Origin of the sequence: Gimesia sp., assembly GCF_040219335.1 — a bacterium.
Taxonomy (GTDB): Bacteria; Planctomycetota; Planctomycetia; order Planctomycetales; family Planctomycetaceae; genus Gimesia.
Genome location: NZ_JAVJSQ010000031.1, coordinates 170,855 through 188,298, shown reverse-complemented (window position 1 = coordinate 188,298; position 17,444 = coordinate 170,855). Strand labels below are relative to the sequence as shown.

14 protein-coding genes are annotated in these 17,444 nt (G+C 53.9%); 11 read left to right on the top strand and 3 right to left on the bottom strand.

Annotation, left to right across the window (positions count from 1 at the left end; all coding sequences use genetic code 11):
* Positions 1 to 2: 2 nt before the first annotated feature.
* From RID21_RS25715 to RID21_RS25690, 6 genes are all read left to right on the top strand, one after another.
* Positions 3 to 515, top strand: coding sequence for a hypothetical protein (locus tag RID21_RS25715; protein WP_350193923.1), 513 nt, complete (start codon positions 3 to 5; stop codon positions 513 to 515).
* Between the two features lie 332 nt (positions 516 to 847).
* Positions 848 to 1,261 carry a hypothetical protein gene (locus RID21_RS25710; protein ID WP_145189047.1) on the top strand — a complete coding sequence of 138 codons (414 nt, stop codon included), beginning with the start codon at positions 848 to 850 and terminating at the stop codon, positions 1,259 to 1,261.
* Positions 1,254 to 1,895, top strand: coding sequence for a CDP-alcohol phosphatidyltransferase family protein (locus RID21_RS25705; protein WP_350193921.1), 642 nt, complete (start codon positions 1,254 to 1,256; stop codon positions 1,893 to 1,895). The genes RID21_RS25710 and RID21_RS25705 overlap by 8 nt, the downstream gene beginning before the upstream one ends.
* Positions 1,896 to 1,897: 2 nt before the next feature.
* Complete coding sequence (locus RID21_RS25700; protein ID WP_350193919.1) at positions 1,898 to 2,830, top strand: phosphatidate cytidylyltransferase; 933 nt, start codon at positions 1,898 to 1,900, stop codon at positions 2,828 to 2,830.
* Positions 2,831 to 2,849: 19 nt separating this feature from the next.
* The gene (locus RID21_RS25695; RefSeq protein ID WP_350193917.1) at positions 2,850 to 3,494 is read left to right on the top strand and encodes a lysophospholipid acyltransferase family protein; all 645 of its coding nucleotides are present in this window, start codon (positions 2,850 to 2,852) and stop codon (positions 3,492 to 3,494) included.
* A gap of 55 nt (positions 3,495 to 3,549) precedes the next feature.
* On the top strand, positions 3,550 to 5,115 hold the full coding sequence (locus RID21_RS25690) for an arylsulfatase (protein WP_350193915.1): 1,566 nt from the start codon (positions 3,550 to 3,552) through the stop codon (positions 5,113 to 5,115).
* 13 nt (positions 5,116 to 5,128) lie between these two features.
* On the opposite strand, the gene RID21_RS25685 is transcribed toward RID21_RS25690, so the two are convergent.
* Both RID21_RS25685 and RID21_RS25680 read right to left on the bottom strand, forming a co-directional pair.
* Positions 5,129 to 6,775 carry a coiled-coil domain-containing protein gene (locus RID21_RS25685; protein ID WP_350193913.1) on the bottom strand — a complete coding sequence of 549 codons (1,647 nt, stop codon included), beginning with the start codon at positions 6,773 to 6,775 and terminating at the stop codon, positions 5,129 to 5,131.
* 153 nt (positions 6,776 to 6,928) lie between these two features.
* Positions 6,929 to 7,897 (bottom strand): C-terminal binding protein, encoded by a 969-nt coding sequence (locus RID21_RS25680; protein ID WP_350193911.1) that lies wholly within the window; start codon positions 7,895 to 7,897, stop codon positions 6,929 to 6,931.
* A 345-nt stretch (positions 7,898 to 8,242) separates the two neighbouring features.
* Here RID21_RS25680 and RID21_RS25675 point away from each other — a divergent pair, with 345 nt between their 5' ends.
* The 5 genes from RID21_RS25675 to RID21_RS25655 all read left to right on the top strand — a co-directional run bounded on the left by RID21_RS25675 (position 8,243) and on the right by RID21_RS25655 (position 15,991).
* Positions 8,243 to 8,758: a hypothetical protein gene (locus tag RID21_RS25675; protein ID WP_350193909.1), complete on the top strand. Its 516-nt coding sequence runs from the start codon at positions 8,243 to 8,245 to the stop codon at positions 8,756 to 8,758.
* A 146-nt stretch (positions 8,759 to 8,904) separates the two neighbouring features.
* Positions 8,905 to 10,380: an efflux RND transporter periplasmic adaptor subunit gene (locus RID21_RS25670; RefSeq protein ID WP_350193907.1), complete on the top strand. Its 1,476-nt coding sequence runs from the start codon at positions 8,905 to 8,907 to the stop codon at positions 10,378 to 10,380.
* 68 nt (positions 10,381 to 10,448) lie between these two features.
* On the top strand, positions 10,449 to 13,682 hold the full coding sequence (locus tag RID21_RS25665) for an efflux RND transporter permease subunit (RefSeq protein ID WP_350193905.1): 3,234 nt from the start codon (positions 10,449 to 10,451) through the stop codon (positions 13,680 to 13,682).
* Positions 13,683 to 13,750: 68 nt separating this feature from the next.
* On the top strand, positions 13,751 to 14,314 hold the full coding sequence (locus RID21_RS25660) for a hypothetical protein (RefSeq protein WP_350193903.1): 564 nt from the start codon (positions 13,751 to 13,753) through the stop codon (positions 14,312 to 14,314).
* 249 nt (positions 14,315 to 14,563) lie between these two features.
* Positions 14,564 to 15,991 carry a DUF1501 domain-containing protein gene (locus tag RID21_RS25655; RefSeq protein ID WP_350193901.1) on the top strand — a complete coding sequence of 476 codons (1,428 nt, stop codon included), beginning with the start codon at positions 14,564 to 14,566 and terminating at the stop codon, positions 15,989 to 15,991.
* A 108-nt stretch (positions 15,992 to 16,099) separates the two neighbouring features.
* Here RID21_RS25655 and RID21_RS25650 read toward each other — a convergent pair whose 3' ends face one another.
* Entirely contained in the window at positions 16,100 to 17,392 is a 1,293-nt protein-coding gene (locus RID21_RS25650; protein WP_350193899.1) for an outer membrane protein assembly factor BamB family protein, read from the bottom strand.
* Positions 17,393 to 17,444: the final 52 nt, after the last annotated feature.

Here is a 17,444-nt window from a genome sequence, read left to right as displayed (position 1 = left end):
CCATGCTTAATGAATCCATTCCACGATCAGACATGGAGCAGATCTCCACTGAAGGCACAACGTTCCTGATCAGAAGGTGGTTACCACTGACGCCGCTCATTTTTGTCATTGTTTTCGTCGGTGTGAACCCGAAGCATGTCTGGGGCTGGAATTGGGATACCGTCGGGCAGTTTGTGACAGCAGTAGTTTTCGGACTCTGTTTATCATTTTTGATCCGGTATCTGGTCTCCGGTTTTGCAGATGTAGTCTGGGTCAATAACAGTCATATTCGGTTTGAAAAGGATGGTCAGACTGAAACAATGCCTCTAAGTAACATCGAAGAATTACGAAGCTGTGCGTATTTCCCTCTCTTGTATCCCTTCAGCCAGAAGCCCTATCGCATCAGGCTCCGATTCCAGGAGCCGATTGGTATAGGCAAGTCGATCCAGTTCTTTCTGCGCGGACCCGGCCTGCATTCAAAAACACCGCGGGAAGAACTCGAACGTTTGCTCAACCGGATTCAATCGGCCCAATAAACTTTAAGTCACCAAAGTATCTTTGAATCAGCATGATCCCCGGCTGGCATTCTCTTATGTGACTTATGTTCATGTGGTTGGCGTACTTCCTCGCGGTTTCAGGTCGTCAGACAATGGATTTCCGCTGAATTGAAAAAATCTTTCAAAAAGGACGTGGTAAAGGGGAGAGAATTTCGCCCTGTACTTAGACAGAGGCAGTAAAACTGCGGGAATTCGTCTGCAGCGAAGCTTGCCTAACTGCTTACCAGCCGACACTATGGTTTCATCCGGTCACCGAAGTAGGGCTGTCCGGCAGAGAAATCACGCTTCATTGATAATTACGGTCTGCTTTCATGACACAGAATATTCGCACATCAAAACTGTTTAACCTGATCTCAGCTGGTCTGGCATTTCTGCTCTGGGGAAGCTGGGCCTATGTGATGAACTCCGGGGAGTCCGCGCAGCAGGGAGTGGTTGCGGCCCTCACCCAGGGGACCGCCAGTTTTATGATCACACTGTTCATGGTGCAGGCGGTGACTCACCTGTTTCATCGCTTTGATCGACCGCTGGTCAAAGTTGTGGTGCCGGCCTTGATTGTGATCTGCTTCACCGGCTTCTGCCTGGTCAATGTACACACCCTGATGGGAACCCCGCGGATCATCGCCACGATCTTACCGGCCCTGATGGTCGCGTTTTCGTTCTGTATGTTTACATCCTGGAGATTACTCCGCATTCATCAGCAGCAGGGGACGACCCAATATGAATGACACCGGCACCAGACGACCGCTCAAGGTCCGCGAAGTGAAATTCGTTGTTGCGTTCGCACGTTACCTGAGCGGTAAGCAGATCACCCCCAACCAGATTTCCGTAATCAGCATTCTGTTCGCGGCTCTGGCGGCAGCCGGTTTTATCTGCTTTGCATTGTATGCACACTGGTGGCTGTTGATTCTGGCGGGATTGATGATCCAGTGCCGACTGCTGTGTAACCTCTTCGATGGGATGGTCGCCGTTGAGGGGGGCAAGAAAACGAATTCGGGCGAACTGTTCAACGATATTCCGGACCGGATCGCCGACCCGCTGATTCTGGTTTCAGCCGGTTATGCCATGCATATGGTCGCCTATGGTGCCGAACTGGGTTGGTGTGCAGGTTTGCTGGCTGTGATGACGGCCTACATCCGCACGTTGAGTGCCAGCATCGGGGCGCCCGTCGACTTCAAAGGCCCCATGGCCAAGCAGCATCGCATGGCCGTACTGACGATTGCCTGTGTGTTGACCGCGATCGAAACGCTGGTCTGGCACACGGATTACTGCTTGTTGATCGCTTTGATCGTGATCATCCTGGGAGCGGTTGTGACGTGCATCCGCCGTGCCGTTTCTGCCTATCGATTTCTGGAGGCCTGATCATGTGGGAGATCCCTCCGCATTCTCTGTATGCGATGCTGGTCGTCTTCGGTCTGCTGGTCACGGCTACGACCTGTCGATTGATCCTGAAGCAACTCAAGCCGGAAAAGGACTATACCGAACTGCGTCAGCGAATTCAGTCCTGGTGGTGGATGATCGGCATTCTGTTTCTCTGCCTGATTGTAAGTCGCACGACGGCCATCATCCTGTTTGCCTTTATCAGCTTCCTGGCGCTCAAGGAGTTCTTTTCGATTGTCCCTACAAGGCAGGCGGACAGGCGTGTGCTGTTCTGGGCCTACCTGTCGATTCCCGTGCAATACTATCTGGTCAGCATCGGCTGGTACGGTCTGTTTATCATCTTTATTCCGGTCTACCTGTTCCTGTTTCTTCCGATGCGGATGGTGCTGATTGGAGAGACACGCGGCTTCATTCATTCTGCAGGCATCATTCACTGGGCTGTCATGCTGACTGTCTTCTGTCTGAGTCACATTGCTTACCTGCTGATGCTGCCGGTAAAGAACGCTGACGCCGGTGGCATGGGGCTGGTAATCTTCCTGTTATTCATGACCCAGTTTAATGACGTGTGCCAGTTTATATGGGGCAAACTGCTGGGACGCCACAAGATCATTCCCAAAGTCAGTCCGAATAAGACCTGGGAAGGTTTCATCGGAGGATTGCTGACCATTGCACTGGTCTCCGGTTTTCTGGGACCGTTTCTGACACCGTTGAATTTCCGCTTCAGTCTGCTGGCAGGCCTGCTGATCAGCGTCTCGGGATTTATCGGCGACGTCGTGATCTCATCAATCAAACGTGACCTGGAGATCAAAGACAGCGGTTCTCTGATTCCCGGGCACGGCGGTATTCTGGACCGCTGCGACAGCCTGATTTTTACATCGCCACTGTTTTTTCATTACCTCTATTACATGAGTTTCTGAGCTGTGGAGTGACAGAACTATGGAGCGGGTACTCAAAATCCTGTTTTTTGCGCTCATCGTCAGACCGATCGTGATTATCGTTCTCGGACTGAACTTGCGAGGTAAGCAGAACCTGCCTGTCGAAGGGCCATCGATCGTCGTCGCCAATCATAACAGTCATCTCGATGCCCTGGTGCTGATGAGCCTGTATCCCCTGTCGCGCCTGCATAAGGTGCGTCCTGTAGCGGCTGCCGATTATTTCCTGAAGAATCGCTACCTCTCCTGGTTTTCCAGGAACTGTCTGGACATCATTCCCATCCAGCGGACCGGACGCATGCGCAAGAGCGAACTGTTCGCGGGCTGTCACGAGGCCCTGGATCGGGGCGAGATTCTGATCCTGTTCCCGGAAGGCAGTCGCGGTAACCCCGAAGAGTTGAGCGAAATCAAACGCGGCGTCTATCACATCGTGCACGATCGCTCCGATACGAGACTGACACCAGTAATGATGCACGGACTGGGCCGGGCACTGCCGCGGGGCGAAGCGCTGCTGGTCCCCTTTAACTGCGATGTGATTATTGGAGAAACCATTCCCGATGCAGAGACCGGCGAACAATTGGTCGAGTCGATCAAAGCTTCTTTCCTGGACCTGCAGCAGTATTGCATTACCTGCCGACAGACAGGATGATGAAACTAGTTACGAAAGAAGTTTAAGTTTCCATTCGTCCCGAGGAGTTCTGTTAATGTCGTTCCGCGTGCTGCTACTGCTGTGTGTTGTCTGTCTTTTCCCAGTGATGAAAGCGTCTGCGGCAGCAGAAAAGACAACGCGGCCCAACATCATTCTGATCATGTGTGACGACATGGGCTGGTCGGACCTCGGTTGTTACGGCGGCGAAGTGCAGACACCCAACCTGGATCAGATGGCCCGGGAAGGTCTGCGGTTTACCCAGTTCTACAATAACGCGGTCTGCTGGACCACGCGGGCTTCGCTGGTGACCGGGCTTTATCCCCGTTATCCCCGGCCTCATCTGACGACGAACATGGTGACACTCGGTGAAGTGCTCAAGCAGGCCGGTTATCAGACGGCCCTCAGCGGCAAGTGGCACCTGGGACGCACCGAGACCACGCACCCCGTTTATCGTGGGTTCGAAGACTATTACGGCCTGCTGGATGGCTGCTGCAATTTCTTTGATCCTTACTATCGGGATCCCAAATACAAGTGGGGCAGTTCCGGGGGCGGATATCGCTTCTTTGCGCAAAACACCACGCGGATCACCGAGTTCCCCGACGACTTTTACACGACCGATGCCTTTACCGATCACGCGATTGAACAGATCAAAGGCTACGCGAAAACAGACCAGCCTTTCTTTCTGCATCTTTGTTACACCGCGCCTCATTATCCATTGCACGCCAAGCCCAAAGACATCGCGAAATACAAAGGCCGCTATGCCGCAGGCTGGGAAGCGCTGCGGGAAGAACGCTATCAGCGGCAGTTGAAAATGGGGCTCGTCGATCCCCAGTGGAAGCTGCCCAAACGGGATCCGGAGTCCGCCGACTGGGAAAACGACAAGTACCCCCGCGACTGGCAGCAGCGACGCATGGAAGTCTATGCGGCGATGATTGACTGTATGGATCAGAATATCGGCCGTCTGATGCAGACACTCAAAGAGACCGGCGTGGATGAGAATACGATTGTGATGTTCCTGTCGGACAATGGTCCTGATGCCAGCGAGCCGGGCGGTGCGAATCCCCAACAGGAACCCGGCCCCAAAGAGTACTACACGACCTGTGGACCCAGTTGGGCGTTCCCGCAGAACACACCGTTCCGTCGTTTTAAAACCTGGATGCATGAAGGGGGCATTTCGACTCCGCTGATTGTCCGCTGGCCCGGCCATGTAGCTCCCGCCAGTCTGACCCGCCAGCCGGCACATATCATCGACGTGATGCCAACCTGCATCGAACTCGCGGAGACAAAGTACCCGGAAGCCTATGCAGGTCATAAGATCATCCCGGTGGAAGGGAAGAGCATGCTGCCGATTTTCCAGGGAGAGACGCGCCAGCCGCACGAGTCCCTGTTCTGGGAACTGCGAAACAACCAGGCGGTCCGACAGGGGAAATGGAAACTGGTGGCGGATCGAACCATCAATCGCTGGGAGCTGTACGATCTGGAACAGGATCGCACCGAGACCAACAATCTAGCGTCCCACTATCCGGAACGGGTCGCACAGATGAAAGCCGCCTGGCAGGAGTGGGCAGAGATGACCGGCGTGGCGAACCAGAAGCATCAACGCGGCAAGCAGATCCCGTAACAGGGCGGATTGTTTAGTTCAGAAAGCCGAGCCAGCGTTTCTTCTGATCGTCGTTGAGCTGCTTTTCCTCGGGAACCGCTTCGTCTTCGCCGCGTTCCAGGTTCAGACCAAGCTGTTTTTCCTTTTTGCGAATCTGTTCTTCGCGGTTTTGCAGCATCAGTTCGGTACGGGAGAGACGTGCCCGCTCGATTGAAATCTCGACTTCGGCCAGTCCCAGGTTGTGTTCCAGATCGTGCTGCAGTGTCTGCAGATGTTTCACTAGCTCTTCAGGAGCATTGTTGATGGCTTCCCAGTTGACCGGGATCACAGCGGTTTCTGCTTCTCTCAGACGTTTGATCAACAGCCCGATGTATTGATCCCGTTCCCGAATGGCCGCGGTCAGTTCTTCATGCGAGGACTGGTCATAGTCAATTTCAGCGGGAGCATCCGGCAAGGGAGGCTTGTAGCTGGCCAGGGTACGTCCGGTTCCACCAGAGAGCAGGGCACTGTTTTGTGCGACGGGCTCTGGTTGAGGCACTGGAGGTGCAGGAGCAGGCGCTTTTTTCTCCGGCAGATCACTGGAGACATCAACTCCCTGACCCGAGAGCAGCTTCTGCTTCATGGCTTCCCAGCCACTCACATTCGGATCGCTGGCAGGTTCGCTGAAAGACTCGGGAGTTTCCTCTGGCTCAGGTTCCTGTTGTTCCACTTCGCTTTCCAGCGGGCTTTCTTCTACCGCAGGAGCACTGGGTGCGGAGAGGTAATCCACCAGGGTAGACGGCTTCGCGGCGACGGGACCTTTCTCGAACCCGTCTTCGACCATCTTTTTAAGTTCGGCGATCTGCATTTCAATGCGGGCCAGGGAAGACTCGGTCTCCGCGCCCTGCATCTGTTCCATGAAGGCCTGCAGATCTTGTGCAATTTTCTGTTGTTCCTCGATCACTTCACGGGGAATGCCCCCGGAGACCGTCATCCCGCGGTCTGCACCGCTACGGTGTCGACGATCGAGCTGTTCGGCGACCTGTTCCAGTCGCTCGGTGAGCATGACGACGAGCTGATCTTTTTCCTGCAGCTCGGTTTCGAGTGACTGGACCTTTTGTTTTTCTGACGCCGAGAATTCCTGGTACTCGCGGCGGCTCTGTTCGAGTTCAGCCTCGACCTCGGAGAGTCGTCCGCTCAGATCGGTGACGAGTTGTGATTTTTCTGCGAGCTCCGCTTCCAGTTCTGCCAGACGGTGGCTCTCTGTATCCGCAGGGTGTTGCTGGTTGTTCTGGCACCGCTCCAGTTCAGTGGCAACCTCGGTCAAGCGTTCCTTGAGCGTTTCCACCAGTTCCGCTTCTTCCCGCAGGCAGGCTTCCAGCTCTTTGATTCTTCTGTTGTCGACCTTGGCCAGATCCTGTCTGCTGTGCTGGCTCTTTTCCAGTTCCTCGGCGACTTCGGTGAGTCGTTCGGTCAACGTTTCGACGAGCTGCTCTTTTCCCAGCAGTTCTGCTTCCAGGGCGCGGATCTGCTCACGTTCGGAGAAACTGACTTTCGCTTCCCCTGAGCTTTGAGGGCGTTCTGGCCTGGCGGGTTGAGGCGCAACATCTCCCTCGGGAACCGAAGCCGCATCGCGGAATGCGGGCGATTCGATTCGCTGATCTGCGTGATCGGATTGGGGAGAATTGTTATCGGGGGCCATCCATACCTGCCTGAATCTGTGAAGCCTTTCGTAAAGCTTTTGGTCTAAAGTTAAATACAGCTATATTTAACCTAGCTTATTGAAAGTCCGACAAGATGACATTCAGGGAATCAATGATGCAGATTTTCGACATCTATTTGCGGATGGTACCGGTTATGCAAGTGCTTCCGGGTTTACGACATTCGTCGTCTCTTTACCGACGAGAACATCTGCTATCTGACGGGCCGCCTGTGCTCGAAGTTCGTCCAGTGATTCGCTGGAAATGAAAGCCGCGTGGGGAGTTGCGATCACCCGTTCATGCTGAAAGAATGGATCGGTCAAGTCGGGTGGTTCCGGATCAAACACGTCCAGAGCGGCACCAGCAATGCTCTGATTCTGAATCGCCGACTTGAGCGCGTCGAATTCAATCAACGCACCGCGCGAGGTATTAATAATCAGTGAAGTGGACTTCATTTTCTCGAATGCCGCTGCATCAAACTGGTGCTCGGTGGCTTCCGTCAGCGGGGCGTGAATCGAAATCACATCGCTCTCTGCCAGCAGCTCCTCAAAATCGACCATTTTCGTACCAGTGCCATAATCGTTACCGGAAGAATTCGTCGCGATCACCTGCATGCCAAACGCACGGGCCCGTTCTGCAACCGCCTGTCCGGTCAATCCAAAACCAAACAGTCCCATGGTAAGGGTACTTACCCGGCGGGGCATTGGGGCGGCGGAGAGATCATAGACACCCTGTTTGGTCTGCTGATGGAAATAGGCCACGTTTCGCAGACTGGCCAGCATCAGGGCAATCGCATGGTCGGCGACTTCCGGGATGCAGTAATCGGGAACATTGGTGACCGGAATCTTCTGTGACGTCGCATATTCCACGTCGATATTATCGAGACCGATACCCAGGCGGGCGATGGTTTTACAGTTGGGAGCCGCTTCAATCACGGGCCGGGTGACCTGGGCCCAGCACGTGGCGATCGCATCGACGCCGGTCGCATGTTCGATCAGGGTCTGTTCATCCGCGCCGGGAGGGGCCTCAATGACTTCGGCATCCACGCGGGCTAATTCCTGTTTCTCGACCTCACAATCGGGCCAGGCACGGTCCGTGATTAATACGCGATATTTCGCAGACACAATTCACTCCTTTAGTGAGTTCCTGCTTGAACTCGACTTATCATTTGAAAGATTCATCTGACTGGCGCACTTTCCAGTCTAGCTGGCAGGGACCAATAAGGGAACTGATGATTATCATTTCAGAGAGAGTCGGTTTGATCACAGTGTGATCCATTCTGCAACAGATTTTGTCAGCGAGGTGTTTTTTCAACATTCTGATAAAGCACCACTCATAAACCACTTAGAGAAATTCATTGCAGAAGGGGCTCTCTCGGAGTCAAATTTGCATTCTAAGGGAGAGAGCTTGACACATTCCCGTTTTAGTGACATGATTCCAGCAGAGTGATACTCCTCTCAGGAACGATTATGATTTTACGTATGACTGTCATCTTGATGCTGTTTTCCATGCTGACCCACACATTGCTGGGTTGTGGCTGGCATCATGCGCATGACGCTCACGCGGGGCATACTAACTCCTGCCAGCCCCTGGGCTTGTGTGGACACGATGCTGAACAGGAACACGAAGCAGCTGAACACGCTCATCATGATCACGAAAGCGGGTGTGCTCAGCATGATGCACATGTAGATCACACAGCAGCTGCGGGACATGATCACACAGCAGCTGCGGGACATCAGGACGAACATCCGATGCATCAGCATTCCGACCCTTGCCATGAAGGGCGTTGTTCTTATCTGACGGCAGCGACTGCCAAAGTTCATGATGAATCGTCGCAACTGGTCAGCCTGCTTCCCATCTGGGACCTGCTCTGTTCCACACAGGAACGCCAGTATGTAAATCAGATGCGTGAGTTGCCCCCGGCCTTTCTTTTTGCAGCGCCGGGCGTGCGCGCCCAGGCCCAGACCACTGTCTGGTTGATTTAACCACTCCGCAGTACCTCTTGTCGCTCCGGCCTCACGCTGACACTGATTGTTCAAACTGTCAGCGGACCTTCACATGAGACCGGTTCTATTCGACTTCCCTTGCGCTTATCACGACAGCCTGTGCGCTGTCATCGTCGAGGACTGTGATGAATCAATCAAAACTCAAACAGAACTGGATCTGGATTTTATTTTTACTGATCCTGATCCCCGTTGGCCTGCTGGCCTGGAAGACTCAGCAACAATGGCTACCTGCTGTGAATGACATGGCGGAAAACGGAAAATCAAAAAATGCAACAGACGAACATGGAGCGGAAGAGGACCATCATGACCACGATCACGCCGGGCATGAGGAATCGACCTCTCTGGAACTGACTCCCCAGGCACGCAAGAATATCGGCCTGACAGGGGAGAAGGTCGTTCCCGTGAAGCTGCAGGCGTTCACTCGCACACTGACCATTCCTGCGATTGTCGTAGAGGTGCCCGGAAAGACCCGAGTGAAAGTCGTGGCACCGATGACCGGAATTATCACCAACGTGAATGTGATTGCAGGTGAAGCGGTGCAGCCCGGTCGGGAACTCTTCAAGATCCGCCTGACCCATGAAGACCTGGTGCAGGCCCAGGCTGACTTCCTGAAGACCCTGGGTGAACTCGATGTCGAAGACAAGGAAATCGCCCGGATCAAGGAAATTACGGATAAAGGTGTTATCGCCGGTAAGGTCCTGCTGGAACGCGAGTATGCCAAAGAAAAACTGGAAGCAATTCTGAAAGCCCAACGAGAGGCACTACTGCTGCACGGTTTCTCCGAAGGTCAGGTCGACCAGATCCGTGATAACCGTCGGCTGATTAAAGAACATCAGGTGTATGCCCCTCAGCTGCACGATCAGTCGGGAGAAGTCCAACTGCCGAACATGGCAATTCAACGGATCTCAGCACCCGCACCCGATTCACAGGGACCTGTCAACGCGCGTCACAAATCCATCTTCATTGTGCAGTCGCTGAATATCAGCAAAGGTGACTTCGTCCAGGCAGGCGATACGCTGTGCGTGCTGGCCGACTATAGTGACCTGTATCTCAAAGGGCAGGCGTTTGAACAGGAAGCCGATGAATTAACCCGTTGCCTGGAAAATGGCTGGTCCGTCCAAGCGATTCAGGAAATCAATAACAAAAATAAAGAGCTGATTAAAAACCTGCAGATCGATTACCTGGACAACCAGATCGAAACCGATGCACGCATCTTTTCGGTCTTTGTCGATCTGCCGAACAAGATCGAGCATGAAAACGTACGCTCGGACGGAGAACGCTTTATAACGTGGCGTTTCAAGCCGGGACAGAGGATGCAGTTGCGGATTCCAGTGGAGACCTGGAAGAAGCAGATTGTCGTGCCCGTGGAAGCAATCGCGACCGAGGGGGCAGAGAGTTTTGTTTTCCAGGAGAACGGCGATCACTTTGATCGGCGTCCGGTGCACGTCCTGTATAAGGATCAGCTCTGGGCAGTCATTCAGAACGACGGTGCGATTTTCCCCGGAGACAAAATTGCACTCACGGGAGCACATCAGATGCAGATGGCTTTGAAAAACAAAGCCGGTGGTGCGGTCGATCCCCACGCGGGACATAACCACTGATCGTCTTTCAGACCAGTCTGAAGCTCTAGTGCATCCCTTGAACGTGACTCCCGGTACGGAAGAATCCAATGCTCAATGCAATTATACGTTTTTCACTGAAACAGCGGCACCTGACGCTGGCCTTCTCCCTGTTCCTGATCGGATTCGGAACATGGCAGGCACTGAATATGGCCATCGATGTGTTTCCCAATCTCAACCGCCCGCGGGTGGTGGTGATGACGGAAGCACCCGGCATGGCGCCCGAAGAAGTTGAATCACTGATAACCTTTCCCCTGGAAACCACCCTCAACGGTGCTACCGGTGTGCAGGCCGTGAGGAGTTCCTCCGGCGTCGGTATCTCCGTGATCTATGTCGAATTCGAATGGGGCACCGATATCTACAACGACCGGCAGGTCGTCAACGAACGTCTGCAACTGGTCACCGATCGTCTACCTGAAGGCATCAAACCACAGTTGGCGCCGATCTCATCCATCATGGGGCAGATCATGATGCTCGGGATGTGGAGTGAAGACGATGAAACTTCGCCCCTGGAAGTCCGGACCCTGGCGGACTGGGTGGTTCGTCAGCGATTGTTGACCATTCCCGGTGTCTCCCAGGTGTTTACGATGGGGGGCGGACGCAAACAGTTCCAGGTCCTCGTCAATCCGGAGGCATTGATCAAATATGGGATTACACTGCACGAGGTGCGGGAGGCCTGCCAGCAGAGTAATCTGAATACGACCGGGGGCTACCTGGATGAACAGGGGCCCAACGAATTTCTGGTACGGGCACTGGGGCGGATCCAGACGCTGGACGATCTGAAGAAAGTCGTCGTGACCCGCCAGGAAGGACGCCCGATTGTTCTGTCCCAGGTGGCCCGGGTAACCGAAGGTGCCCAGGTGAAGCGGGGAGACAGTTCCGCATTCATCAAGCAGGCAGACGGCACCTTTGCCGGCGGTCCGGCGGTGGTACTGACCGTCAATAAACAACCCAATGCCGACACACGACGGGTGACCAACGATGTGCTCCAGGCGCTGGAAGAGCTCAAACCTTCGCTTCCCAAAGACATTCGAATTCAGCCTGAACTCTACTCGCAGAAATCATTCATCGACCGTTCCATTGAGAATGTGATCGAAGCCCTGCGGGACGGGGGCATTCTGGTGGTGATTATTCTGTTCCTGTTCCTGATGAACTTCCGCACGACGTTTATTACCCTCACAGCGATTCCCTTATCGATTGCGATCACGGCGATTATTTTCGCTGTCTTCGGATTATCAATCAATACGATGACGCTGGGAGGCCTGGCGGTGGCCATCGGTGAACTCGTGGATGACGCGATTGTGGATGTAGAAAATATTTTCCGCCGCTTACAGGAGAACCGCTATCGCGAGAACCCCAAGCCGACATTGCTGGTCGTCTTTCAGGCCAGCTGTGAAATCCGGAATTCCATTGTCTTTGGAACCGTGATTGTTGTGCTGGTATTCTTGCCGCTATTCGCGTTGTCCGGGATGGAAGGTCGCCTGTTTACACCCCTGGGTGTGGCATATATCGTGTCGATCCTGTCGTCACTGCTGGTTTCTCTGACGCTGACTCCCGTGCTGTCTTACTGGCTGCTGGGTAAGAAATTTGGTTCGCCCGTTCAGAAATCAGAAAAAGAAACTGAAAGTGAGCACACTCACAAAGATGGACCACTGCTTCGCCTCCTGAAATGGGGCGCGGGAATGGTCATCGGTTTCAGTATCCGTTTTGCGAAACCTCTGCTGATGCTGGGGATTATCAGTGTGCTGATCGCAGGGCTGTTCCTGATACAGCTCGAACAGGATTTCCTGCCCCCCTTTAACGAAGGGGTCGCGCAATTGAATGTGGTTCTACCTCCTGGAACCTCTCTGAAGAAATCGAATGAAATCGCCAGAACGGTGATGGATCAGTTAAAGAAGATCAAAGGTGTGGCTGCGTTTTCCCGTCGCACCGGCCGGGCGGAACTCGACGAACATGCCGAAGGGGTGAATGTCTCGGAATACATTATCTCGTTTGATCCGGAATCAGGCAGAGGACGTGAAGCAGTGCTGGAAGAGATCCGGCATTCGATGGAGTCGATTCCCGGTATTGTGATCTCCGTGGAACAACCACTGGCGCACCTGATCTCCCATATGATCTCCGGCGTCAAAGCCCAGGTTGGGATTAAAATTTATGGCGAGGATCTGACCATTCTGCGGACGACTGCTCAAAAATTGGGAACTGCGATGCGTTCGGTACCTGGTGTGACTGACGTACTGGTTGAGCCTCAGGTGGAGATTCCGCAACTGCAGATCAAACTCAACCGGGATAAGTTGAAACTGTATGGACTGACGCCCGCGTATGTGAATGAATATGTGCAGACCGCCATGAACGGGATGGTGGTTTCCCAGGTATTGCAGGGGCAACGGACCTTTGATCTGTTGATCCGCATGGACGAACAGTACCGCGAAGACCGGGAGACGTTGAAACGACTTTCGATCAATTTGCCTGACGGCGGTACAACGCCTCTGTCCTCGGTCGCTGAGATTACGGAATCGTCCGGGCCCAATACGATCAACAGGGAAAAGGTTCAGAAGCGGATCATCGTGCAATGTAACGTGTCCGGTCGTGGCCTGGTCGACGTGGTGCAGGACATCCAGGCGAAACAGAAGCCGATTATTGAGAAACTGCCCGCAGGCTACTTTGTGGAATACAGCGGGCAGTTTGAGAATCAGCAGACAGCCTCTCGATTGATTGCGATTCTGTTTGTGGTTTCGATGCTGGGTGTCTTCCTGGTGCTGTTTACGATGTTCCATTCCGTTAATTTCTCGTTGCAGGTAATGGCGGCACTGCCGATGGCCTTCATCGGTTCGGTGATCGCGCTGGTCATTACGGGACAGACTCTGACCATCGCAGCCATGGTCGGCTTTATTTCATTGGGCGGGATTGCCTCTCGTAACGGAATTCTGCTGCTCAACCATTATCTGCACCTGGTGAAATACGAAGGCGAAAGCTGGACACGCGAAATGATTATTCGGGCAGGTCAGGAACGCCTGGCACCCGTGCTGATGACGGCGTTAACCTCGGGCATCGGTCTGGTTCCCCTGGCGATGGCACAGGGAGAAGCAGGTAAAGAAATTCTGTACCCGGTCGCGACGGTGATCATCGGTGGACTGCTCAGCAGTACGATTCTGGAGTTCTTCATCCGTCCTGCTCTGTTCTGGAGTTTTGGACGCGAGGCAGGCGCACGGATTGTCGAACGGGGGACGGAAGAAATCCCCCTGCTGGAAGAAAGCGAAGAACAGGCGGCTTCCACCGCGCATTAAAAACGATATAAAACGAGAGACAAAACTGACAAATGTAACTTAATCAATTAACTGAAAAGGATTGTAAAATGAAATTTCGCAAAGCGAACTGGCTGACTGTATTGTGCTGTGGACTCGGACTGGCTCTGTTGGGATGCCAGAATCAGAGTGATCAGAACACCAAGACATTCGACGAAACAGCGCATGAAGATAAAGAAATGGATGATCACGATCATGGGCACGAACATCCTTCCGAAGGCCCCCACCATGGCTCGTTGATCGAACTCGGAAAGGAAGCCTATCATGGCGAACTGGTTCACGACGAAAAAAGCGGTGCGATCACGGTCTATATTCTGGATGGTGCCGCGAAAAAGAATGTTCCGATTAAAGCGGAAAGCATTCTCGTGAACGTCAAGCATGACGGCAAAGGGTCACAGTTCACACTGACCGCTGCACCTGAAGAATCCGATCCCCAGGGGGAATCGTCACGGTTCGTTCTGAAAGAGAAGGCCCTTGGTGATCTGCTGCATGAGAAAGATACCAAGGCCCGTCTGGTTCTTGAGATCGACGGCAAATCGTACACGGGAGAAATCACCGCTCACGATCATGACCACGATCACGAACATGAGCATGGCGAAAAACACGCTCATTGATCGGAATCATGAAAACTGAACAAGTGACGCCGCGTTGGTATGCTGACGCGGCTTATTTTTTTGTTTCCCCATAACAACTTCTGAATCGGGGGACTTTGTCCTGTTTTAGAAACCAGGTTTCAACAGCCGATACCTGAATAGTTAGACATTTCGGGAGGATGCGTGGTATACTACTCATAACAGATCTCTGATTTGAAGTGCGTGCTCCCTCTCACAAGTAGATCAGACTCCATTTTAATGGTATCGGGAATGAAGCAGAAATCCTCGCTAAAGCAGGCCGAAACAGGTTCACGACGTGAGTTTCTCAAGCTGGGGCTGGGAGGCCTGTCGCTGCCGGCACTCTACCAGTTACAGGCGGCTCAGGCAGCCAATGCTGAAGCACCGGCCGGTAATAAAGAACGAACTGCCATCATTCTGGTCTGGTGCCGCGGTGGTGTGAGTCATCTGGATACATTCGATCCCAAGCCGGAAGCCCCCTCCGATTATCGTGGTCCTTATTCTCCGATCGCGACAAAAACCGAAGGCTTGTATCTGAGCGAACTACTCCCCCGTTGCGCACAAATCTCCGACAAATTCACCGTCCTGCGGTCCATCACCCATACCGGCGGCGGTCATCCTGCTGGATCGTTACAGGTTCTGGGAGGCGATCCCGATCGCGTCGATAAACGCAAACCCAAGCTGCCCGACTGGATGTCGGTCGCCAACTTTCTCCGCCGGGATCCGAATAAAGTACTGCCCAACTATGTGGGCGTGAATGCGATAACAAACTACGACAGCTTCCAGATTGCCGGCCCCACCTACCTGGGACCTGGAGCCGGACCATTCCAGATTCAGGGGGATCCCAGCAAACCTGATTTCAAGGTCCCCAACATTGGTCTGTCAGATGCCCGGCAGTCGGAACGACTGGCGAAGCGAATCAGTCTGCGGCAGCAGTTTGACCAGCTGCGTCGAGACCTCGACCTGGAAGGGGCCATGCAGGCCATGGATCAGTTCGAAGCCCAGGCAACGAATCTGCTGACCAGCAAACAGGCGGCTGAGGCATTCGATCTGACACAGGAACCTCAGCACATTCGTGACCGGTACGGAATGCATCAATGGGGACAACAGTGTCTGATGGCGCGTCGCCTGGTAGAAGCGGGCGTGGAAATTATTACAACCGAGCTTTCCGGGCCTCTGTGTGGACGCGTTTCCAACTGGGACGACCATGCGGTCAATCACCACGTGTTCGATGCGATCAAGTATCGCGCACCATTCTTCGACCAGGCGGTGACCGCTCTGATTGAAGACATCTATGCTCGTGGACTCGATAAACGGGTGCTCGTGATTGTCGGGGGAGAATTCGGACGAACCCCCCGCATCTCCTACTCGAAAAGTACCGGGGGCGGCATCGGCAGTGGCAGTGCGGGTACGACACAACCCGGTCGCGATCACTGGCCCAACGCGAATTCAATGCTCTTTGCCGGCGGAAATATTCAGACTGGCCAGATCATTGGTGCCACTGATGCCAAAGGGGAAGGACCAATTGCCCGCGCCGTCAGACCTCACGATTTCCTGGCGACCATCTATTCACACCTCGGTATCGATTATGCGAATACCTTCCTGCCCGATTTCTCCGGTCGTCCTACGCCGATCGTCATGCATGGCCAGGCGATTCCGGAACTGGCGGGGCGTGCCTGATCTCAGGTAACTCGCGGTGACGCGGCAGCGGTAATGCGCAGACCAAAAGAAAACAGCCCTCCAGGCGGATCACGCCGGGAGGGCTGTTTTGCGTACTGCTGAAAAGATTTATTTACCTTTGATGGCGTACAGCTTATCAAACGAACGCAGGTAAATGATTCCGTCACTGATGGCGGGAGTTGAATAGAAAGTGCCGGGCAACTGGTTCTCGGCAATCACCTCTCCCGTCTTAGCATCGATGACCGTGCACAACCCTTCAATGCTCAGGAAGTAGACCTTGTTGTCTCCACCAACCAGAGCCGAGAAGTACTGACCGTTCACCCGCTTTTTCCAGACGGGTTTCCCATCGCTGAGGTTCAGGCAGGTCGCCACACCATTCTGGCTGACCATATACAGTTTGTCATTCATGATCAGGGGCGTGGATGCATCGGGGGTAGCTGTATCAAACTTCCAGATCAGGCCAGACTTCGTGATGTCGCCGGTGCCACCCTGCTTGAAAGCTTTGATGTAACCTAGACCGCCTCCACCGGGGTTCCCGGAAGTCGCGATGATCATCTCTTTGTTCGCAACCGGTGCCGCGATGATTCGGCCGAAGGGGCTCGGAATATCCAGGCCGCCAGCAATCCATAGTTGTTTGCCCGTCGCGGGATCATAGGCATTCACATGATCGGAACCGGAAACCAGCAGTTCCGTCTGATCGCCACGCTGAAAAATGGTCGGTGTCGAGTAAGCGTCTGCACCGTCTTTCTCTGCAGGAAGTTTGCGGTTGGCTTTCCAGACCTCTTTACCGGTTTCTTTATCGAAAGCAACGACATACGAGGGGCCTTTGGTCATGCAGGTGACGATCAGCAGGTTGTTCCACAGGCGGGGAGTAGAACCCATGCCGAAGGTGATGTCATACGCACCGTAGTCCTTGACCATGTCCTTCTGCCAGACGATTCCCCCGGAGGCGGCATCGACGCAGACCAGCAACCCGGAACCAAAGAATGCCCAGATGTTTTCTTCATCGGACATCGGGGTGGGTGTCGCTGCATTGTGACGATGTTCCCAGAGATTGCGGGGACCCGGTGCGGCGAGTTCCCCGGTGCCGACTTTGACTTTCAGCAGCTGCTGACCTGTCTTTCGGTCGAAGGAGAGAATCCAGAGACCGTTATCGGGAGTTTTGGTCGTCAGGTCGACCCGTTTCACTGTGATCGCCGGAGAAGAGTTCGCACGACCGGGGAGATCGACAGACCAGAGCATACCCTCCTGAGCCGACCACTTTGTGGGAAGATTCGTTTCGGAAGAGACTCCGCTGCCATCAGCACCACGAAACTGAGGCCAGGTCTCCGCTTGAGTCTCTGCGGTCGATAAAAACAAACCGCAGCAGACGGTAAGTAACAACAAGGGTGTGAATCGCATCAAACAAACTCCAAAAGGGGGTGAAGGTATTAGCGCGCTACCTGGAATGTCA